We start from the raw sequence: 19,366 nt of genomic DNA, 5'->3' as shown, positions 1-19,366 counted from the left end.
ATCATTTCAAGCACTCGGGAGTTTTGAGAGTAAAACAGTTCGGGGAACTGTTTTAGCCTGAGCATTGAAATAAAAAAGCGAAGGGGTTCAAAACTAATTGAACACGGGTTGCGGATTGTGTCAAAAAGATAAGTTCTCCTAGAATCGAAAGATTCTTCGTCAAACTTCCTATTTTGACTTTATCCGCAGACACCCTTTGTATCTTGGATAAGTCATGGAACTTCCTGGATTGCTGAAATCATCCACTGGATAATTTCACCTAACGTCCGTACTCACCTAAGGAAAGTCTCAAATAAGTCTTAAAGTTAAATTGATAACTACTCTCCGGAGTAGTTTTTTTATAAACTAAAATTTTCTGAAAATTCTTTTCTTCTGAAAATCTTTGTGGTATAATCTTAAAATAAACTTAAAATTTCTTAAGGAGTTTTACATGAAAAAAAGAAATGTCATTGCACTTGCGGGAGTTGCCCTCCTTTCAGCAGGTATCCTAGCAGCTTGTTCGGGTGGTTCTAAATCATCTAGCTCAAGCAACGGTCAAAAATTCTCATATGTCTATGAGACTGAGCCAGAAAACCTAAACTATATCACATCTGGTAAAGCAGCAACCCACGATATCACTGGAAACTTGATTGATGGTTTGTTTGAAAATGATAAATACGGGAACTTGATTCCATCTCTTGCAAAAGATTGGACAGTTTCGCAAGATGGCTTGACTTATACTTATAAACTTCGTGATGATGCCAAATGGTATGATTCAGAAGGCGAAGAGTATGCAGATGTAACAGCTAAAGATTTCGTCACAGGAATCAAATATGCGGCTGATAACAAATCAGAAATGCTCTACATCATCCAAGATTCTATCAAAGGCTTGAATGACTACGTCAGTGGCAAAAATAAAGATTTCTCAGCTGTAGGAGTAAAAGCAGTTGATGATCATACCCTTCAAATCACTTTGAACCAACCAGAATCTTACTGGAACTCTAAATTGACACTTGGGATCACTTTCCCTGTCAACGAAAAATTCGTAAAATCAAAAGGGGATAAATTCGCTCAAGCAAGTGATACTAGCTCCCTTCTTTACAATGGTCCTTACATCTTGAAGAGCTTTACTTCAAAATCTTCTATCGAAATGACTAAGAATGAAAACTACTGGGATAAAGACAAGGTCTACGTCTCAGATGTAAAATTGGAATTCTACGATGGACAAGACCAAAGTAAATTGGCCAAATCATTCGGTGAAAATGCTCTTAGCTTGGCAAAACTTTTCCCAACTGGATCTGGTTACTCAGAGCAAGCCAAAGAATTTAAAGACGAAATCACCTACACTCCTCAAGATGCTGCTTCTTATGTCATTGGTACCAACATCGACCGTCAATCTTACAAACACACAGCTAAGAAGACCGATGAAGAAAAACAATCTACTAAGAAAGCCCTCTTGAACAAGGACTTCCGTCAAGCGATCAGCTTTGCCTTCAATCGTGAAGCTTATGCTGCTCAATTGAACGGAAAAGACGGAGCAAGCAAGATCATCCGTAACCTCTACATTCCACCAACATTTGTCCAAGCTGATGGCAAGACCTTCGGTGAAATGGTGAAAACACAATTGGATACCTATGGAGATGAGTGGAAATCTACTAAACTAGATGATGGTCAAAACGGTCTCTTCGATGCGAAGAAAGCGAAGGAAGAGTTTGCAAAAGCGAAGACTGCCTTGGAAGCAGATGGTGTGAAATTCCCAATTCACATCGATATGCCTGTGGACCAAACCACTCCATCAAGAGTTCAACGGGTGCAATCTTTCAAACAATCAGTTGAAGAAGCGCTTGGTAAAGAAAATGTCGTCATCGATATCCAAATGCTTTCGAAAGAAGACCTTCAAAATGTGACCCTCTTTGCACCAAATGCGGCTGGCGAAGACTGGGATCTCTCTGATAATGTTGGATGGAGCCCTGACTACCAAGACCCATCAACTTACATGGATATCTTGAAAGCTTCATCTGGTGAAAATACTAAGACTTTCCTTGGATTTGACCCAAGTGAAAACAATGAAGCAGCTAAAAAAGTTGGTCTGTACGACTTTGAAAAGATGATCAAAGATGCTGGTGCAGAAACACAAGACGTCAACAAACGCTATGAAAAATATGCGGCTGCGCAAGCTTGGTTGACTGATAGCGCCCTTGTTATGCCAACTTCTTCATCAACTGGACGTCCATTCTTGACACGTATCGAACCATTCTCAGCTCCATTTGCATGGACTGGTGGTAAAGGAAAAGACCACGTGATCTACAAAGGAATGAAACTCCAAGACAAAGCTGTGACAAGTGCTGATTACAACAAAGCCCTTGAAAAATGGCAAAAAGAACAAGCAGAGTCAAATAAAAAAGCACAAGAAGATCTTAAGAAACACGTTAAATAAGGATCGATAACCGAGGCTGATGCCTCGGTTTTTTTGTGGATCAGATGAATATCTGTTTGATCTTAAAACGCTTACATAGTATAATGGGAGTGTTGATTACAAAAAGTTAGGAGACTGACATGAAAAAGAAAACAATGGTTTCCATTGTCGCATCGAGCTTACTGATCGCGCCAATGGTTTTGCACCAAGTAGCAGCAGCAGATGAGCAGACAGAAGAGTTAGCCCCATCCACAGAAGTGGTCCATGCTCCATCTACTGAAGCAACACCGACAGTTAGTGACGCAAGCACTGCCGCTAGTGAAGAAGGGACAAACTCAAGTGAGGCATCGCTGGATCGGGCAGCAGGTGCCAATCAAGTAGCTCATACAAGAGAAGCCCACACAGCACCAAGTGATCCAACTGTTCCAGTAGTAACAAACAGGGAAGCTGCACCTCAATCCACTCCTACTTCAGAAGCACCGGCAACAAGTCAGGATTTGGCAAAAGTCACAGGTTCGACCCTTGCAAGTGATCAGACCTCTAAAGAGTTGACAGTTCAAGATGCTGTTAGTGGCTTGCTTCAATGGGCAACAACGGATCCAAGCCAATTAGGCCAAAGCCAAGCAGATCGGGAACGCTTTGCCAAGAGTTTAGGTTTGATTGAAACATCAGAAGATCTGACTCGTAAGGTCAGTCAGCCAGAATTGGCCAAGATGTACGAAACAGCTAAGAAACTCTATGATGCCTACCGGGCCGAAAAGAAAAGCCCTCTCTTTTTAAATGGTCGTGCCCAGCCTATTTTCCCTTATACGACGGGAGAAAAAGCAGACGAAGACTACAAATATGAGGACAGCCAAATTGTCCGCTTCCCAGTCTATGTTGAAACAGACTATGACACCGATGCAGATGGCAAGCCTGACTTAGTCAAAGCCATTGTTCAACTACCAAAAGCAGTAGCGCAAGGTGATTTTAAGGCAGCCACTATTCTGGAAGCGCGCCCTTACGTAGCGGGGACGCTTGATGAAAACTACGTGACCCTCGAAAGTTTGGGGCTTCCAACGGACGGTAGCTATGACATGAAGAAACTGCACAGCCAACCTGCAAAGAGACAGCCAGTAAGCAGTGAAACAACAGTAGAAGCAGCCAAAAAAGCCAAGGCATCGGATTGGTATTACTACAGTCCCTACGAGTATATCTATGACTACGAAGATCTGAACTGGTACGACTATTTCTTGGTCAGAGGCTATGCCTTTATCTCGAGTGCGGGACTTGGTACCAAGGGATCAGAAGGATTTAACACCACAGGTTCTGATCTCGAAATCAATGCCTTCAAGAATATCATCGAGTGGGTCAATGGCAAACGCAAGGCCTACACCGATAAGACTAGCAATGTTGAAATCAAGGCAGACTGGGCAACAGGCAATGTCGCTATGACCGGTCTCTCCTGGGCTGGAACCACGACCTTTGGTGTGGCAGCGACAGGCGTAGAAGGCCTAAAGACCATCGTTCCAGCAGCAGGGATTGCCTCTTGGTATGATTATTTCAATAGCCAAGGAACCCAGTTTGGCAATGCGCCTTATAGTGATCTTTCATGGCTATCCCTCTACGTTAGCACGCGGATGCTGGACCAAGACGACTGGGCAGGGATTTGGCAAAACTATTCCAACTACATCAACCAATTGAACAAGGACCAGTACGCCCATGATCGTAACTACAGTGATGTCTGGAAGGAGCGGGATTATACCCTTCATCCGGAAAATCTCAAGACCAGCGCCCTGATCGTCCATGGCTTGAATGATGACAATGTCAAGACCAAACACTTTGAACTCATGTACGATGCCCTCAAGAAAGCAGGCCAAGATGTCAAGCTCTATCTCCACCAAGGAGATCACGTCTATCCAGCGGCTATGTCACGGGGATACGGCATCACCGCCAATGGTCAGGACTTTTATGACCTGCTCAATACCTGGCTGACCCATTACCTCTACGGAGTGGACAATCACGTCGAAAGCTTGCCAGCGGTCCTAGCTCAAAACAACTATGATCCAAGCAAGTGGACCAGCTATGATAACTGGAAGAGCAGTCAACGTCTCTTCTTGAATGCAAGCTCGAAACGTCTAGAAGAAACCATTTCTAGTGATTATGCGGCTGCAGGTGTTGAGATCGCTAACCGTAATGAAACTGTCAGCAAAGCCTCCTCTAAGGCCAATCTGACCTTCGTTTCTGATGTTACTGAGGACACTACGATCAAGGGCCACATCCCTGTTCATTTCAAGGCAGCTCTTGCCAAGGGTCAAGGAAAGAATTTCCAAATCAACGCCCTCTTGGTAGATGTGGCAGATGAGGACTTTGGCGTGGTAGGAAATGGTAGCGTCAAGCAAGATAAAACGGCAGACGCTTTCTGGATGGGAAGCAATTTAAGCAACCTATCTGTTGCCGAATACGAAACCATCAAGACCAAGTACAAGGTGATTGCGAAAGGCTGGATCAACCTTGCGAACCCTGAGTCTGGCTACGATTCAGCAAGCTCACGAGCTAGCATCGAGCCAAAAGTGGGAGAATACCACGATTATACGGTCTATCTCCAACCAAATCTCTATACGGTTAAGAAAGGTCACAAGTTAGCACTTGTTTTCAACACCTATGACCCATCTGATTTAACGGTGGAGCATCCATATGAAGTGACCTTTAAGACAGATTCTATCCAGGCGGCGATTCCAATTGTTGAAAAGACCCGCGCCCAAAAGGCAGCTTATGTACCAAGTGCAACAGATACAGACTATGCGAATTTACCAGAAGTTGAAGGTGCTGCTCTAGTCGCTCCAGAAGTGCACTACAAGGAAGAATATAGGCTTCCAAGCCCAGAATCCTTTGTCCAACCAAGCCAAACTCTTCCTGAAAAAGCAGAGCAGATGCAAATAGGATCAGCAAGACAAGAGCACTCTCTTCATACACTAGCTGTATCTTATGGACCTCAATTTGTTTCACAAGGATTGGCAGAAGATCCTCAAGCTGCAACTCTTGTAGTGGGAGGAGAGAAAGCAGATCATACGCTTCCTCAAACAGGGAGCAAAGACCATTCTCTGGGTCTCTTAGGGGTGATTAGCCTAACAGCTTCTAGCCTCATCTTTTGGCGCAAAAAGAGAGAAGATGCCTAAGGACTCCCCGTAGCAAATATTTCTAAAATGGCATCTTTTAGTGTAAAATAAAATTAGAAATGCAGAATCAGTAGTCACTACTGAAAAAGGAGGAAATATGGCACACATAATCACAGATGCAACTTTTGAACAAGAAACCAGCCAAGGCCTTGTCTTGATTGACTTTTGGGCAACTTGGTGCGGTCCATGCCGCATGCAAGCTCCAATCTTGGATCAGTTGGCAGAAGAAGTACATGAAGATGATTTGAAAATCTGTAAGATGGATGTCGATGAAAATCCAAATACAGCGCGTCAATTCGGTATCATGTCGATTCCAACTCTTCTCTTTAAAAAAGATGGACAAGTTGTCAAACAAGTGGCTGGAGTTCATACGAAAGCCCAATTGAAAGAAATCATTGCAGAATTGAGCTAAAAAGAAGACTCGTTTTCCAAACCGGAAAACGAGTTTTTTTGATGCTCTTTATTTCTTTCAAATAGACGCGATACCCATTGACAGCGCTTTCTTATAGTGCTAAAATGAAGCTGTATTTCCTATAAAATTTTTACAGGAAAAAATTCTCCTAGGAAGGTGTAGATCCTAGGAGAAAATTACATATAAAGGTTATTGCCCCTCTGTATCTTGGGCTACCCAGACACTGACGGAACGTTCTGCCACTGGGAATTCAGCAGTACCGTCTTCTTGGACTTGGACGGTTTCGCTACAATTTTCTAGTACATCATAGTAGGTGAGGCCTGCGTAGGATGAGCCGATCTCCATGACTTTTGTAGCAGCTTGGTTATTGGAAATCAAGCAGGCGATTGGTGCTGATTCTTCTGAACCTGAACGTGTCCAACCGATGCAATTAGGATCATCGAAGTAGTCCGTTTCTTCCCCATAGGCCAGATCTTTACGAACCCATAAGAGTCGATCGAGGACCCCTTGGAAACTTTCTTGCGCAAATTGGCCCTCGATACCGTAGTAGTCTCCATAGAAGACACAAGGCAAACCAGCTTCACGAAGTAAGATCAAGGCATAGGCTGCAGGCTTAAACCATTCTTGGATGGTAGATTCCAAGGCTTGCCCTCGTTGGGTATCATGGTTGTCCACAAAGGTTACGGCCTGTTCAGGATGATTGAGCGCTAGTGTTCCGTCAAAAATAGTTCGAAGGTCGAAATTTTCACCTTCTTGACTAGCTCGGAAGAGATTTTGGTGGAGGGCCACATCGATCAAGTCGTATAAGTAGTCAATGCTTTCCAAGTACTCATCGTTGGTTTCTGTGTCCCCATTCCAAAATTCACCAAAGACGTAGAAATCTTCACCATATTTTTTGGTGATATTGTGGATGAAATTCTTCATAAAGAAGGAGTCAATGTGTTTGACTGCATCCAGACGGAATCCCTCAACCCCTGTTGTTTCGATAAACCATTCAGCCCATTGGTCGAGATTTTCTACAACCTCGGGATGTTTGAAATCGATATCGGCGTACATGAGGTAATCGTAGTTTCCGTTTTCCTTGTCAACCAGATCTCCATGGGCCCAACCTTTGTTGTCCCCTTGGATTTGGTAGATCCCACTTTTATTACGTGAAGCATCGTAGTCCGTACCGGTGAAATGGTACCAATGCCAGTGGAAGTCATTATAGGCGCCATTTCGGCCATCAAAGGTGAATTTGGTCCATCCTTGAATGGTGAAAGGTTCGGTAAGGATCTTGTTTCGATCCATCGGATCGACCTCAACGACCTCGAATTCTTCTAAACCATCTGCAGCAGCTTTGTGGTTAAGAACGACATCGGCCATTGGTTGAATCCCTGCATCTTTGAGGGCTTGAATGGCTTGAAGATAATCGTCTTTGAAACCGTATTTGGTACGAACCGTTCCTTTTTGATCGAACTCGCCCAAATCAAAGAGGTCATAGACTCCGTACCCAACGTCATTGTTAGATGTAGCTTTAAAGGCAGGTGGCATCCAGACTTTACGAATACCCAAGTCTGCTAAGTGTTGCGCATCTTCAGCAAGACGCGTCCAGTGGTTCCCATCAGCGGGCAAATACCACTCAAAATATTGCATTAAGGTTTGATTTTCCATTTTTATTTCTTCTTTCATGTGAATGTTCCTATTTTACCAAAAATAGTTGGATGCGACAAACTTTTGCGCTGGAAGCAAGCCCTTTCTAGAAAAGAAATCGCATACATGAAAGAAATGAAGTGAGAATATAACATAATAGAGTCAGGCTCCGCTAGGACTGACTTTGAAAATGGTGAAAGGAGACCATTTTATGAAAAAAACAACTCTTGTTTCTCTACTCGTTGCAGGTTTACTGATTAGTCCTGCTGTACTCGCCCAGCATGTGCAAGCAGACCAAGTAAGCAGCACAACTACTGAGGAGACGGTTACTCCTTCTACGGTAAGTCCTGAAGTTACTGAAACAGTGACCTCAACACAAGGAGACACTAAAGAAACCGTACATCCTGAAAAAGTGGAAGAGGTTTCAGAAACTAACAGACCAACCACTTCGCCAACCGCTCCGACAACTACTCCGACGACTGAGCTACATGAAGAACCTGCGTCAAGTCCAGCGGTAGTGAGCGCCCCAACTGTTGAGTCCACTCTAGCCAATCAGCCAAGCCCTGCGCCTGCGACGCCTACCGTTGGCAGTCAAGAGGTGAGCACAGCTCCAAAAGTAACCCAAGGAGACTTGGCTGAAATTACTGGTGCAACTGTAACCGATCAGGATCGTGAAAAAGAAGTCACTGTGACGGAGGCAGTCAATCAACTATTGAACTGGGCTTCTACCAAGGAAAATCAAGTCGGATCTACTGATAAAGACCGATTAGCTTTTGCCAAGAGCCTAGGGATGGTCAAGGAAGGAGTGGAGGGCTCTGCTCCAGTCACTAATCTCACTTCGATGGTTGATGTAGCCAAACAGCTCCGTGCCGCTTACCGAGCTGACAAGAAGACACCTCTCTTTTTGAATGGCAAAGCACAACCTATTTTCCCATTTACGCCAGGGGACGATCCGGAGCATTACTCCTATGACAAGAGTGACATCGTCCGCTATATTGTCTATGTGGAAACTGATTATGATACGGATGGAGATGGCAAGCCTGACTTGGTCAAGACCTTCGTGCAGGTGCCAAAAGCTGCTGTCAATGGGGACTATAAAGCTGCGACCATTTTTGAAGCTAGTCCTTATGTAACAGGAACAACAGAAGAGCGTACCTTAGAGGCAATTGGCCTCAAAGAAGGTGGAAAATTCGATATGGCCAAGCTCTATGAAAAACCTGCCAAACGCCAAGCAACCAAGTCTGTTACGACAGAAGAAGTAGCCAAAGCAACTGATCCAAAGGATTGGTACTACGTCAATCCACGTGAAAGCTCTGAAGATTATACGCATTATGATTACGAAAATCTCAACTGGTACAATTATTTCTTAGTTCGTGGTTATGCAGTGGTGACCAGTAGTGGTTTGGGCTCAAAAGGATCAGACGGGATCAATACGACCGGCTCTGATCTTGAAGTGGCCGCATACAAGAATATCGTGGAGTGGCTCAACGGCAAACGCAAAGCCTACTCTGATAAGACTAGCAACCAGGAAGTTAAGGCAGACTGGTCCAACGGCAATGTCGCTATGACAGGCTTGTCTTGGGCAGGTACGACGACATTTGGTGTAGCGTCCACTGGGGTTGAAGGGCTCAAGACCATTGTGCCAGCCGCAGGGATTGCTAGTTGGTATGACCATTTCAACAGCCAAGGCTCTCCCCTTGATACAGGAGCTTCCAATGACCTTTCCTGGTTATCTGTCTATACCTCTGGTCGTATCCTTGACAAGGAAGATTGGGACAAGGTCAAGGATTACTATGCAGCCTATATCACCAAGCTCAATGAGCTCCAACACAAGGATGGTCATAATTACAACGAAGAATATGCTAAACGCGACTACACGCTCAATGCAGCCAATCTGAAAGCGGCCCCTCTCATTATCCAAGGGCTCAATGATGACAATGTCAAACCCAAACATTTTGAACTCATGTTAGAAGCCTATAAAAAGGCGGGGATCGATGCCAAGGTCTTGCTCCACCAGGGCAATCACATCTATCCATCTACTCGTTGGTCAGGGACAGAAGTCGCAGGCCAAGCCTTTAATGACCTGATGAATCTCTGGTATAGCCATTACCTCTACGGTATTGAAAATGGGATTGAAAACCTTCCACAAGTAACAGCTCAGGACAATCTAGATCCAAGTAAATGGCGTCGTTTTGATAAATGGGATACCAACAATGCCATCTCCGCTCGAATCTACTCTAAACGGGAGGATGTGACAGTAACTGGCGATTACTATGGTACAGGAAATAACTGGACTACACGTAACCAAGATGCAGCCTTCCATTCTTCCGAAGTGGCAGCTTCCTATGCAGCCACCGTCGACCAAGATGTCACCATCAAAGGCCATATTCCTGTGCATTTTAGCGCTGCTTTTGTCAAGGGAGACAAAAACCATGCCCATGTCAGTGCGACCCTGATGGATGTTTCAGACGAAGACTTTGATGTGGTCAAAGAAGAAATCACCTATGACAAAGACGGTTATAGCACGCGCACATTGGAAAAAGAAACCATCGATGAGACAGGCTACTGGAATGGTAGCAACCTTGAAACCTTGCCTCTCAAACGTTACAAGACCCACAAGGTTAAGAGTGTGGTGATTGCGCGTGGTTGGATGAATCTGGCCAATCCAGCATCTCGCTATGACTCAGCAAGTTCTAGTCATTCTATTGATCTGAAAGAAAACGAATATCATGATTACACCATGTATCTGCAACCAAATCTCTATACAGTGAAAAAAGGCCATCGACTGGTTTTGAGTTTGCACACCTATGATCCAGATTACATCTATTTTGCAGATCCTTATGAAGTGACCTTCAAGACAGATTCTATTTCTGCAACGATTCCAATCGTAGAAGACAGTCGATCTCTCTTGTTCCGTTATCAACCAAGTGAAAAAGATACAGACTATGCGTCATTGGCAGATCGGATCTTGCCAATTGCAACCATTCAACCAAAAGTAGATCCTGAACAAGACCCAAGTCCAGTAGATCAAGCGGAAAAACCAATTGTTCCAAGTAATCCAATGACGCCAACCAATCCAGCTATTTCTGAAATTCCTCAAAAACCAAGCCACGGTCGAGATCCGATGGACTTCCGTAAGGAACAAAAAGAAGAAACTGCACAAGAATTGGCTCAAAGAGCTGATAAAGATAAGATAGAAGTGACAAGCCAACCAAGCCTTCCAAAAACAGGTCAAGCAACAAGCTCTTGGACTCTCTTTGGCTTCCTAGGACTCATGCTCACCAGCCTTTTGTCACTTGGCAAAGCTCACAAAGATGAATAGTAGAAAAGAAGGATGGAGAGAAAGTGAAAACCACCAATAGAGAGAGCATCGAAACGATTTTTTCCGAAGCCTTGGCGATTCCAAGCTTCACCAATACTGAGACCGAGCAAGGAATCGAAGCCTACCTGGATCAACGGATTGGACAAATCCCCTATTTCAAGGAACACCCGGACCATTTTGGGCGCTATCAGGTGCCACAGGATCACTTGCATCGGTCGGTCAATTGGGCCCTGGTTGATAAGGGAAAGAAAAAAACAGTTATCCTTTTCCACCACCATGATACAGTTGATCTAGAAGACTATGGAAATTTGGCAGAGATCGCGCTCGATTCTGATAAAGTAGCAGAAGCTTTGAAAAGACTGGACAGTCGACCTGATATGCAGGAAGATTTAGCTTCTGGGGAATGGAAATTTGGCAGAGGGTCTTGCGATATGAAAGCAGCATTGGCCCTTCAATTGGGGGTTCTGGAAGCCTATGCGGCAGATCCCGTGGAAGGTCAGGTCAATCTGCTCTATCTCTCTGTTGGAGATGAGGAATCCTATTCACGTGGGATGCGTGGAGCTTTGGGCCTCCTCACAGATTTGCAGGAGAAGTTTGATCTGAATTATGTATTAGCAGTGGATTCAGAACCCTTTGAATCAGAGGTAGGAAAAGAAAAGGTCCTTCACATTGGCACAGTCGGCAAACTCATGCCGGTCGTTGTGGCACAAGGTGTCTTGTCCCATATGAAGGAGCCCCTTAAAGGGATCAATGCCTTGTCACTCTTAGTGGCCATCGCAAGCCAGCTAGATCTTCATCCCGATCTGGCAGATCAGGCGCTGGGAGAAACGTCTCCCCTTCCTTCTTGGTCCTATCTCAGAGATTTGAAGGACCAGTACGATGTATCGACCGTGCTCTATGCGGCTGGTTATTTCAGTGTTCTGCATTTGAAGAAAACACCCCAAGAGCTCCTACAGCGGATTTATGAGCTTAGTCAGGAGGCCTTGGATGCCTTTTACAAGAAGTATGAGCACTTGCAGGATCAGGCTGGCCAAGACCATATGATTGCAAGGCCAAGAGTCATCACCTATCAAGAACTAGAGGAACGATGCCAAGCCATAGAAGGTTACCAAGCCTTTAGGGAAGCTTCTAACCAAAAAGCGGAATACGATTTTCGTAATGGTACCAGCTACCAGAGCCTTGCAATCCAGCAAATCCAGCGACTCCTAGAGTTTCTCGGAGATAAGGATCCCATGGTGGTCATTGGTTTTGCGCCCCCATATTATCCTTCTATGAATTGTCGCTTTTTGGACAATACAGAACTCAAAATCGAATCCTTGATCGAGGATTACCGCCAGTATCTGGACAAAAGAGGCTATAGCTTGAAGGTCGAAGAATACTTTATGGGGATTAACGACACCAGCTATTGTGCCTTGGAAAAGGATGTGGCTTCTTATCAAGTCGTCCTTGATAGCCTAGCCACTCCGGCTCAAATTTATGATCTGGATCTGGATAAAATTGCTCGAATTCAGGTTCCAGCGATCAATCTCGGGCCCTGGGGTAAAGAATTGCATAAGCGAGGAGAGCGGGTTTACCAAGAAGATTTCTTGGAGACCATTCCAACCTATCTGCTAGATTTGCTCTACCATTTCGATGATCGCTTATCAACAGAATAAGAAAAACGATCCCTGTGAGGATCGTAAAGGGAGTTAGTATGATTACATTCCACGGAGTTACCAAAGATTACGATGGGCACATTGCCCTCAACCACTTGGATCTGACCATCGAAGATGGGCAAATTGTCGGACTGATTGGCCACAACGGAGCCGGTAAGTCCACAACCATCAAGAGCCTGGTCAGTGTCATCACCCCAAGCACTGGGACGATTGAAGTGGACGGTCAGGACCTCTATAGCCATCGGCTTGCGATCAAAAAGAAGATCGGTTATGTGGCGGATTCGCCGGATCTTTTCTTGCGTCTCACAGCCAATGAATTCTGGGAGTTGGTTGCGACCTCTTATGATATGAGTCAGAAGGACTGTGATCAACGCTTGGAGGAGCTTCTTCGGATCTTTGATTTTCAGAGCCACCGCTATGAAGTGATTGAATCCTTTTCACATGGGATGCGCCAGAAGGTCTTTGTTATTGCAGCGCTCTTATCCGATCCAGATATCTGGGTCTTGGACGAACCAATGACCGGGTTGGATCCGCAGGCTTCTTACGATTTAAAACAAATGATGCGCCAACATGCGGATCGCGGAAAGACCGTTATTTTCTCTACCCACGTCTTAGAAGTGGCCGAACAACTCTGTGATAAGATCGCTATTCTCAAAAAAGGCAATCTCATTTTCTATGGGACGATCGAGGAATTGAAGGGCCAACACCCCGAACAAAGCCTGGAGAGTATCTATCTCAGTTTAGCGGGGCGGAAGGAAGAAGGTGGCGATCATGCGTCTTAAGATCATCCAACAGTTGGTCAATGTCAATATCATCTATGCCAGCCAGCCAGCCCAGATCGCAAAATTACGTGCCAAACAGGCCAAAAAACCGGACGTCAAACTCAATGTTGCCCGCAAATCGGTGCTCAATTATCTCGCTTTAGGTTTTTTCTATTTCGTCTTGTTTGGCTTGCTCTTTAGTATCTATGATTTTGTGAACCAACCAGCCTTCTTTGTCAATATGGTCGCCCTCTTTTCCTTGATGACCATTTCCCAAGGCTTTATGAGCTTTTACAATGTCTTTTATGAAAGCAAGGACCTGCAGTTTTACCGGCCTTATGCCTTTTCAGATGCGGAAGTCATTGCAGGAAAGAGTATCTCGGTCATCCTGACCCTCCTTATGGCTATCCTTCCCTTGATCAGCTATTTTTTGATCCTCCCTGTGCAAGCAGGTGGTTTCAATCCGATAGGGATCCTGCTGGGAATCTTTTGTGCTTTGATTCTCTTAGCCGTTCTCTTTTTAGCGACGATCATTCTATCCCATCTGATCACTAAGACCCTCTTTTTTAAAAAACACACGACTCTGGTCTCCAACATCATGATCGGAATCGGCTCCCTTCTCAGTCTAGGCGCCTATCTTTATCTAAATCTAGTCCAAACTCACCGGGTAGAGATGTCGGGTGGAGCGGATATTCCCATTCTTTTTCCGCCTTTTGTTGCCTTTCATCAGTTTATCCTCCATCCTTTTGATGGGGGAGCGATCCTTGGCCTCTTGGGCTGGATCGCGGTGCTGTTAGTTCTGATCGCCCTGGTTCGTAAACTTGTGATCCCGCAGTTTTATGATGCAGCCCTTGCGGTTTCGACAAACCAAACCGTCAAAGAGCGCGTGAGAGCGATCCATGTGGGTCAGAAAGACTCTTTTAGACGATTTGTCATTCAGTATCATCGCAGACTCTTGCTTGATGGAACCCTTATGGTGCAAGTCCTCTTGATGATGAGCATTCTGCCATATATTTTCCTCCTCAGTGGAGCAGCAGGAGCATCGAAGAATATAGGAGGCCTCAGTCCTTACTTGACACCCCAGTATCTGGTGCCACTGGCCCTTGTTGCCTTCTTGATCGGTGTTTTCAACAGTTTTGGAGGCTTGACCAGTATCGGTATTTCGCTGGAGCGTGAAAACTTTGAGTACTTGAGATCGCTCCCTATTGATTTCAAGCGCTATCTCTTCCTGAAGTTTTGGTTGCTCTATCTGGTGCAATCCATCCTTCCTGTCATTCTTCTGGTTGGTGTTTGTCTCTATTTTGGCGTCCATCCCTTGGCCATCCTTGCCATGTTGCTGATCTGGGTCGTAACCACTATTCCGATATGCATTCGAGACTATGTCAAAGATTTTCAAAATTTTAGCACCAATTGGACCAATATCACGGAGTTGATGACCCGTCATCGAGGGAATGCCGTCCTTCAGTCTATTTTCTTGATTGTCTTTCTCTTTGTGATGTTTCTCTTGATCATTGTCAGCTTCATTTGGACCTATCATTCCGTCAGCACCCTGCTGGCTGTGATCCTTTATAGTGTCATCCTGCTCATCGGAGCAGGGATCAGTTCTGCCATCTACCGCAAAAAAATCCGGACTCTCTACCAAGAGATCGGAGAATAAAAAGAGAGAGTGGGACAGAAATCGGTCATTCGTTAGAATTCGATTTCGTCGTCCCACCACCGCACAGTTGAGTAGGGCTGTAAAGTTGATGAAATCAGCGTAGTAGAGCCCACTCAACCACTGCGTCTTGCTCAACAATCTAAAAACAAGAAGAGGCTAGGACTTTTGTCCCAGCCTCTTTTTAGTGCTAACTTAAATTTCATACCCCATGAGGAGCCCGCCTTCTTCGGCGTAGAAACTACAAAGTCCAGAAGTAGGAAGGACTTCAATCATTGCATGGGCAAATTTTTCACGAACCAATTCAGAGAATTGCTCGATAAATTTTTCATTGTTGCGGTGGGCGATAGTAATATGTCCGCCCTTATATCCCGCCTTGGTTAATTCATCAAAAGCAGCCTTGATCGCTTTCTTTTGGCCCCGTGCTTTTTGAAGCAGCTCAAGGGTACCCGTCTTACTAGCTTCCCCAACCATACGGATATTGAGGAGCCCGACAACCGTTCCGATCAATTTGCTGAGACGTCCATTTTTGACCAGATTATCGACCTTGGCCAAAACAAAGAGCAACTTGGTTTTTTCTAGGTATTTGGTAATGACTTCGACCACTTGATCAAAGTCAAGGTCTTCAGCGACCAACTGGTTGAGCTTGCGAACGATCAGGTCCACCTCGCCTCCAGCTGACAAGCTATTAATGACGTGGATATTGGTAGTCGGATGCTCTTCCAGATAAATCTTCTTGGCTACCTCAGCACTATTGTAGCTACCAGAAAGGGTACCTGTGATAGTGACAACGACGATATTATCCGCCCCTTCAAAAGACTTCATGTAGTCATCTGGACTTGGACAGGCAGACTTAGAAGCAGTCGCAGTCGCATACATCTCTTCCATCATCTGATCGATATTGAGTTGGGCATCATCTGTATAGATGGTATCACCCACTTGGATGGTCAGTGGGACACTGACAAACTCCGTATCTGGTGCCAGATTGTCCAAAGAGCGGTAGTCACAGCCGGAATCCGCAATAATTTTCCATTTCATTAATTTTTACCTCATGGTTATATAAAAATGTACATTGACAAGTAGTATGTCTTCTTTTACAATTATATCATGAAGTACAATGCTATCCAAGCAGATATCATCAGGTGAGACAGATAGAAAGTAAATGTTATGGCAGAAAGAAAAATATCCGAGAAATCCTTGGAAAATCTCAAACGATTTAACCAAGAAAACAATGCGATTACACGAGAATCCATCGAAATCTCTCTCCTGCAATTATTGGAGAAAAAAGATCTGAAAAAGATTACCATCTCTGAGCTAGTTCAACGTGCCGGTGTCTCTCGCGCAGCTTTTTACCGGAATTATGACTCCAAAGAAGAGATTCTAGAATCCATCTTTCAATCTAGTATCGCAAAGATTACCAAGTCTTTAGATGGCTATAACCTTAAGACAGATCTCTACCAAGTCTGGGTCTACCTCTTCAAGGAAGTCAAGAAAGAAGCTAAGATCATCAGCCTGGCCATTGATTACAATTTTGAGCGGCTCTTGACCAAGGCAGTCTATGATTTTCTAGAAAAAAGAAATGGCAACTCCTCAAATGGTGCTGGCAGCTACCTCAATTCTTTCTGGAGCTCCGCCATTGTCTCTGTGATCTCCAAATGGATCAAGGATGGCATGAAGATACCCGCTGAGAAGATCGCGACCCTTGGCCTGCCCCTCTTCCCACAAAAGAAGAAGTAAGAACCACCGATAGGTGGTTTTAAAGTAAACTGCCCCTCTCCATAACTAGCCCAAATGAATAGATAGAACTATACATAGATTATTCAAAGGACAAGAACGATGATGGAAGAACGAATTCTTGCTGCTAAGCAGTATGTGAAAACCTTATTTGCTGATCGAGCGGATGGCCATGATGTAGAGCATACCCTCCGCGTCTATACTAATGCTATGAGAATCGCACAAGCAGAAGGGCCATGTGATCTGGAGATAGTGGGCTTGTCAGCTCTTCTTCACGATGCTGATGATGATAAATTGTTTCAAACAGAGAATCATGCGAATGCTCGTAAGTTTCTAGAAGAGATCGGTACTCCTAAAAACCAAATCGAGCAGATTTGTCGGGTAATCAATGCTGTTTCTTTCAGCAAAAATCGCGGTAAACATCCAGAAACCTTAGAAGGCAAGATTGTCCAGGATGCAGACCGGCTCGATGCGATAGGAGCTGTAGGAATTGCGCGAACTTTTTCCTATGGTGGCCACAAAGGGAGACCCCTTACTGATACCGTCCAACATTTCCACGACAAGTTGCTCCTCTTAAAAGATGAAATGAACACGGAGACTGCCAAACAAATGGCAGAAAGTCGCCATCAATTTTTAATCACCTTTCTAAAAGAACTAGAGAAGGAATTGGACTGAGTGAAATATTGAAATTAACTTTTATAAAAGACTTATTTGAAAGAAAGATATGCTAAATCAACTAATAAAGAAACCTATTTTAAGTTGTTCAATTATATTTGTTATCTGCTCAGTAGCAAGGCTAATTGAATACTTCTATATTAGGACGGATAAAACCTTCTTATCTGAGAATTTTCTACATAAACTTTTTGGAATTCTTCTACTGTGGGGAGTCCTTTCAATTTGTAAATTAAGATGGAAAGATATTGGTTTCAGTCCTGACGGAACCGTGAGTGGTATAGGGAAGGGGCTACTCTTTGGCTTAGTGTGTTCCGTCTTTGCATATACAGTTGAGTGCATTGTTCTCTTGTTTCTTCATGGCAATGTTCACTTATCGTTTTACGCCAGTGGTTTTTCCTTAACAAACGAAAAAGTATCTCAAGCAGGAATCTTACTTATTCTCTCAAGTGTGTTGTTTAACCTGATAAATGTCTGGATGGAAGAAGGAATATTTCGTGGCCTTTTCACAAAAATTCTTGAAGGGCTTTCTTACCGCAAGAGTCTATTCTTTATAGCCTTCCTATTTGGAATATGGCACTTGGTAATGCCCTTAAGAGATTATCTTCAAGGAGAGTCGTCACTCGTAAACCTCATCGCCATGGGCATAGGCTATGTTATCTTAGCGGGAATGATGAGTATCAAATGGTCCTTACTCTACAAAATGACAGGTTCCTTATGGTTTGGGTTAGGAGATCATTTTTTCAACAATCTTGCTTCGAATCTAGTTCATGTGGTTTCAAATTCTGAAGGGGATAGTTTGCAGATAGTAAGAATTCTTCTGTGGCAGTTGTTGTCATTTGCAATTGTTTTGATCATTTATAGAAGAAAGTCAAAGACGATAGCTAATCAATGATGTAGCTCTTTTAGGAAATTTTGAATCCTATTACAGTTTATAAACCGACGGTTTAAAAAGGAATTGTTTATAAGGAAGTAACAAGAACCCCTGTCTGAAACAATGATTTCAGACAGGGGTCTTTCTTTATTCTTGGATCATGGCTAGGAGATCCTCTCCTGTAGTGGTTGGAAGGATCCGAACTCGTTTGAGGGAATAGAGGCCATCAGCGGAGCTGGCGATTCCATTTTTAGTGGTGAGGCCTAGTTTGTAGTCAGCTTTCTTGGCTTGGTCGATCGTGACCTGGCTGTAGCGACCGGATGGGTAGACGATAACGCTGGTATTTTGATCCAGCACCTTATCTAGCAGGCGTTTAGAAGCAACTAGCTCATTCTTTTGGGTCTCAAGACTGGAATTGGCTAGGTCTGGATGATTGACCGTATGGCTTTCAAAGGTCAAGCCAGCACTTTTCATCTCTTTGATTTGGTCAAAGGTCAGGACATTTTCTTTTTCCTTTTGGGTAAAGTCCGTGATGATATTATTGGTGGCGGTCATCTTGTACTTCTTAAGAAGCGGATAGACGATAGTATAGAAATCTTCGACGCCATCATCAAAGGTCAGCCAGACAAATTTCTTTCCTTTGGGTACTTCGTTCTTGACGAGGATGCGATAGGCTTCCCCAGGTGTCAGGGTGTAGTAACCCGCTTTTTTTAGGGCCTTTAGTTGGCTTTCAAAGGTTTCTGGATCGACGATCAAATTAGCATTGGCAGCTTCAGACTCGGCCATATTGTGCACGGAGTGGTACATGAGGATGGGCAGTTTGACCGGCTTTTTCACACGAGTCCACTCGATAGAGGAACTGTGTTCATCTAGCGAGCGCGTCATGGCAGTGCCACTGGTATTCCCGCCACTCGGCTGAGTGATCCGCTTGATCAGAAGAAAGCTACAAATAAAGATACAGACCAGTAGGAGTGCATTAATTCCAAGTAGGACTTTGATTTTTTTAGGTACTCTTCGTTTACTCATAGTGTCACCGTTTTCATTATTTTCTTTATTGTACCACAAATTCTATGTTCTTTTCCAGAACTTGCTACAGG

At 44.2% G+C, this 19,366-nt stretch carries 13 protein-coding genes; 10 read left to right on the top strand and 3 right to left on the bottom strand.

Going from position 1 to position 19,366, the window contains the following annotated elements; translation table 11 throughout:
• Positions 1–430: 430 nt before the first annotated feature.
• The 3 genes from P5Y91_RS01240 (at position 431) to trxA (ending at position 5,965) form a co-directional block, all read left to right on the top strand.
• On the top strand, positions 431–2,416 hold the full coding sequence (locus P5Y91_RS01240; RefSeq protein ID WP_070449107.1) for a peptide ABC transporter substrate-binding protein: 1,986 nt from the start codon (positions 431–433) through the stop codon (positions 2,414–2,416).
• 119 nt (positions 2,417–2,535) lie between these two features.
• The gene (locus P5Y91_RS01235) at positions 2,536–5,553 is read left to right on the top strand and encodes a CocE/NonD family hydrolase (RefSeq protein WP_277838782.1); all 3,018 of its coding nucleotides are present in this window, start codon (positions 2,536–2,538) and stop codon (positions 5,551–5,553) included.
• Positions 5,554–5,650: 97 nt separating this feature from the next.
• A complete protein-coding gene (gene trxA, locus P5Y91_RS01230) occupies positions 5,651–5,965 on the top strand; it encodes a thioredoxin (protein WP_049483759.1) in 315 nt (104 codons plus the stop codon).
• Positions 5,966–6,154: 189 nt separating this feature from the next.
• Here trxA and P5Y91_RS01225 read toward each other — a convergent pair whose 3' ends face one another.
• The gene (locus P5Y91_RS01225; RefSeq protein WP_223141787.1) at positions 6,155–7,636 is read right to left on the bottom strand and encodes an alpha-amylase; all 1,482 of its coding nucleotides are present in this window, start codon (positions 7,634–7,636) and stop codon (positions 6,155–6,157) included.
• A gap of 172 nt (positions 7,637–7,808) precedes the next feature.
• Between P5Y91_RS01225 and P5Y91_RS01220 the strand changes: the two genes are divergently transcribed.
• The 4 genes from P5Y91_RS01220 to P5Y91_RS01205 are packed head-to-tail and all read left to right on the top strand — an operon-like array spanning position 7,809 to position 14,992.
• The gene (locus tag P5Y91_RS01220) at positions 7,809–10,919 is read left to right on the top strand and encodes a CocE/NonD family hydrolase (RefSeq protein WP_155124813.1); all 3,111 of its coding nucleotides are present in this window, start codon (positions 7,809–7,811) and stop codon (positions 10,917–10,919) included.
• Positions 10,920–10,942: 23 nt separating this feature from the next.
• Positions 10,943–12,574 carry a M20/M25/M40 family metallo-hydrolase gene (locus P5Y91_RS01215; RefSeq protein WP_277838781.1) on the top strand — a complete coding sequence of 544 codons (1,632 nt, stop codon included), beginning with the start codon at positions 10,943–10,945 and terminating at the stop codon, positions 12,572–12,574.
• Between the two features lie 38 nt (positions 12,575–12,612).
• A complete protein-coding gene (locus P5Y91_RS01210; RefSeq protein ID WP_045759582.1) occupies positions 12,613–13,356 on the top strand; it encodes an ABC transporter ATP-binding protein in 744 nt (247 codons plus the stop codon).
• Entirely contained in the window at positions 13,346–14,992 is a 1,647-nt protein-coding gene (locus tag P5Y91_RS01205; protein WP_155124814.1) for a hypothetical protein, read from the top strand. The genes P5Y91_RS01210 and P5Y91_RS01205 overlap by 11 nt, the downstream gene beginning before the upstream one ends.
• A gap of 192 nt (positions 14,993–15,184) precedes the next feature.
• On the opposite strand, the gene P5Y91_RS01200 is transcribed toward P5Y91_RS01205, so the two are convergent.
• Positions 15,185–16,027 (bottom strand): DegV family protein, encoded by an 843-nt coding sequence (locus P5Y91_RS01200; protein WP_049483762.1) that lies wholly within the window; start codon positions 16,025–16,027, stop codon positions 15,185–15,187.
• A gap of 129 nt (positions 16,028–16,156) precedes the next feature.
• On the opposite strand from P5Y91_RS01200, the gene P5Y91_RS01195 reads away from it, so the two are divergent.
• From P5Y91_RS01195 to P5Y91_RS01185, 3 genes are all read left to right on the top strand, one after another.
• Entirely contained in the window at positions 16,157–16,726 is a 570-nt protein-coding gene (locus tag P5Y91_RS01195; RefSeq protein WP_049483763.1) for a TetR/AcrR family transcriptional regulator, read from the top strand.
• Between the two features lie 99 nt (positions 16,727–16,825).
• Positions 16,826–17,398, top strand: a complete 573-nt coding sequence (locus P5Y91_RS01190; protein WP_023918398.1) for an HD domain-containing protein — start codon at positions 16,826–16,828, stop codon at positions 17,396–17,398.
• Between the two features lie 49 nt (positions 17,399–17,447).
• Positions 17,448–18,290, top strand: coding sequence for a CPBP family intramembrane glutamic endopeptidase (locus tag P5Y91_RS01185; protein WP_049523709.1), 843 nt, complete (start codon positions 17,448–17,450; stop codon positions 18,288–18,290).
• 126 nt (positions 18,291–18,416) lie between these two features.
• On the opposite strand, the gene P5Y91_RS01180 is transcribed toward P5Y91_RS01185, so the two are convergent.
• Entirely contained in the window at positions 18,417–19,295 is an 879-nt protein-coding gene (locus tag P5Y91_RS01180; protein ID WP_277838780.1) for a polysaccharide deacetylase family protein, read from the bottom strand.
• Between the last annotated feature and the right edge of the window lie 71 nt (positions 19,296–19,366).

The organism is Streptococcus taoyuanensis (assembly GCF_029589235.1).
Lineage (GTDB): Bacteria > Bacillota > Bacilli > Lactobacillales > Streptococcaceae > Streptococcus > Streptococcus taoyuanensis.
Note: the sequence above shows the minus strand (reverse complement) of the source record. Positions and strands in the feature narration are given on the sequence as shown.

What these genes read in the sequence shown, in the direction of transcription:
- P5Y91_RS01240 (WP_070449107.1), top strand. Translation starts at nt 431, where the DNA reads ATGAAAAAAAGAAATGTCATTGCACTTGCGGGAGTTGCCCTCCTTTCA.
- P5Y91_RS01235 (WP_277838782.1), top strand. Translation starts at nt 2,536, where the DNA reads ATGAAAAAGAAAACAATGGTTTCCATTGTCGCATCGAGCTTACTGATC.
- trxA (WP_049483759.1), top strand. Translation starts at nt 5,651, where the DNA reads ATGGCACACATAATCACAGATGCAACTTTTGAACAAGAAACCAGCCAA.
- P5Y91_RS01225 (WP_223141787.1), bottom strand. Translation starts at nt 7,636, where the DNA reads ATGAAAGAAGAAATAAAAATGGAAAATCAAACCTTAATGCAATATTTT.
- P5Y91_RS01220 (WP_155124813.1), top strand. Translation starts at nt 7,809, where the DNA reads ATGAAAAAAACAACTCTTGTTTCTCTACTCGTTGCAGGTTTACTGATT.
- P5Y91_RS01210 (WP_045759582.1), top strand. Translation starts at nt 12,613, where the DNA reads ATGATTACATTCCACGGAGTTACCAAAGATTACGATGGGCACATTGCC.
- P5Y91_RS01205 (WP_155124814.1), top strand. Translation starts at nt 13,346, where the DNA reads ATGCGTCTTAAGATCATCCAACAGTTGGTCAATGTCAATATCATCTAT.
- P5Y91_RS01200 (WP_049483762.1), bottom strand. Translation starts at nt 16,027, where the DNA reads ATGAAATGGAAAATTATTGCGGATTCCGGCTGTGACTACCGCTCTTTG.
- P5Y91_RS01195 (WP_049483763.1), top strand. Translation starts at nt 16,157, where the DNA reads ATGGCAGAAAGAAAAATATCCGAGAAATCCTTGGAAAATCTCAAACGA.
- P5Y91_RS01190 (WP_023918398.1), top strand. Translation starts at nt 16,826, where the DNA reads ATGATGGAAGAACGAATTCTTGCTGCTAAGCAGTATGTGAAAACCTTA.
- P5Y91_RS01185 (WP_049523709.1), top strand. Translation starts at nt 17,448, where the DNA reads ATGCTAAATCAACTAATAAAGAAACCTATTTTAAGTTGTTCAATTATA.
- P5Y91_RS01180 (WP_277838780.1), bottom strand. Translation starts at nt 19,295, where the DNA reads ATGAGTAAACGAAGAGTACCTAAAAAAATCAAAGTCCTACTTGGAATT.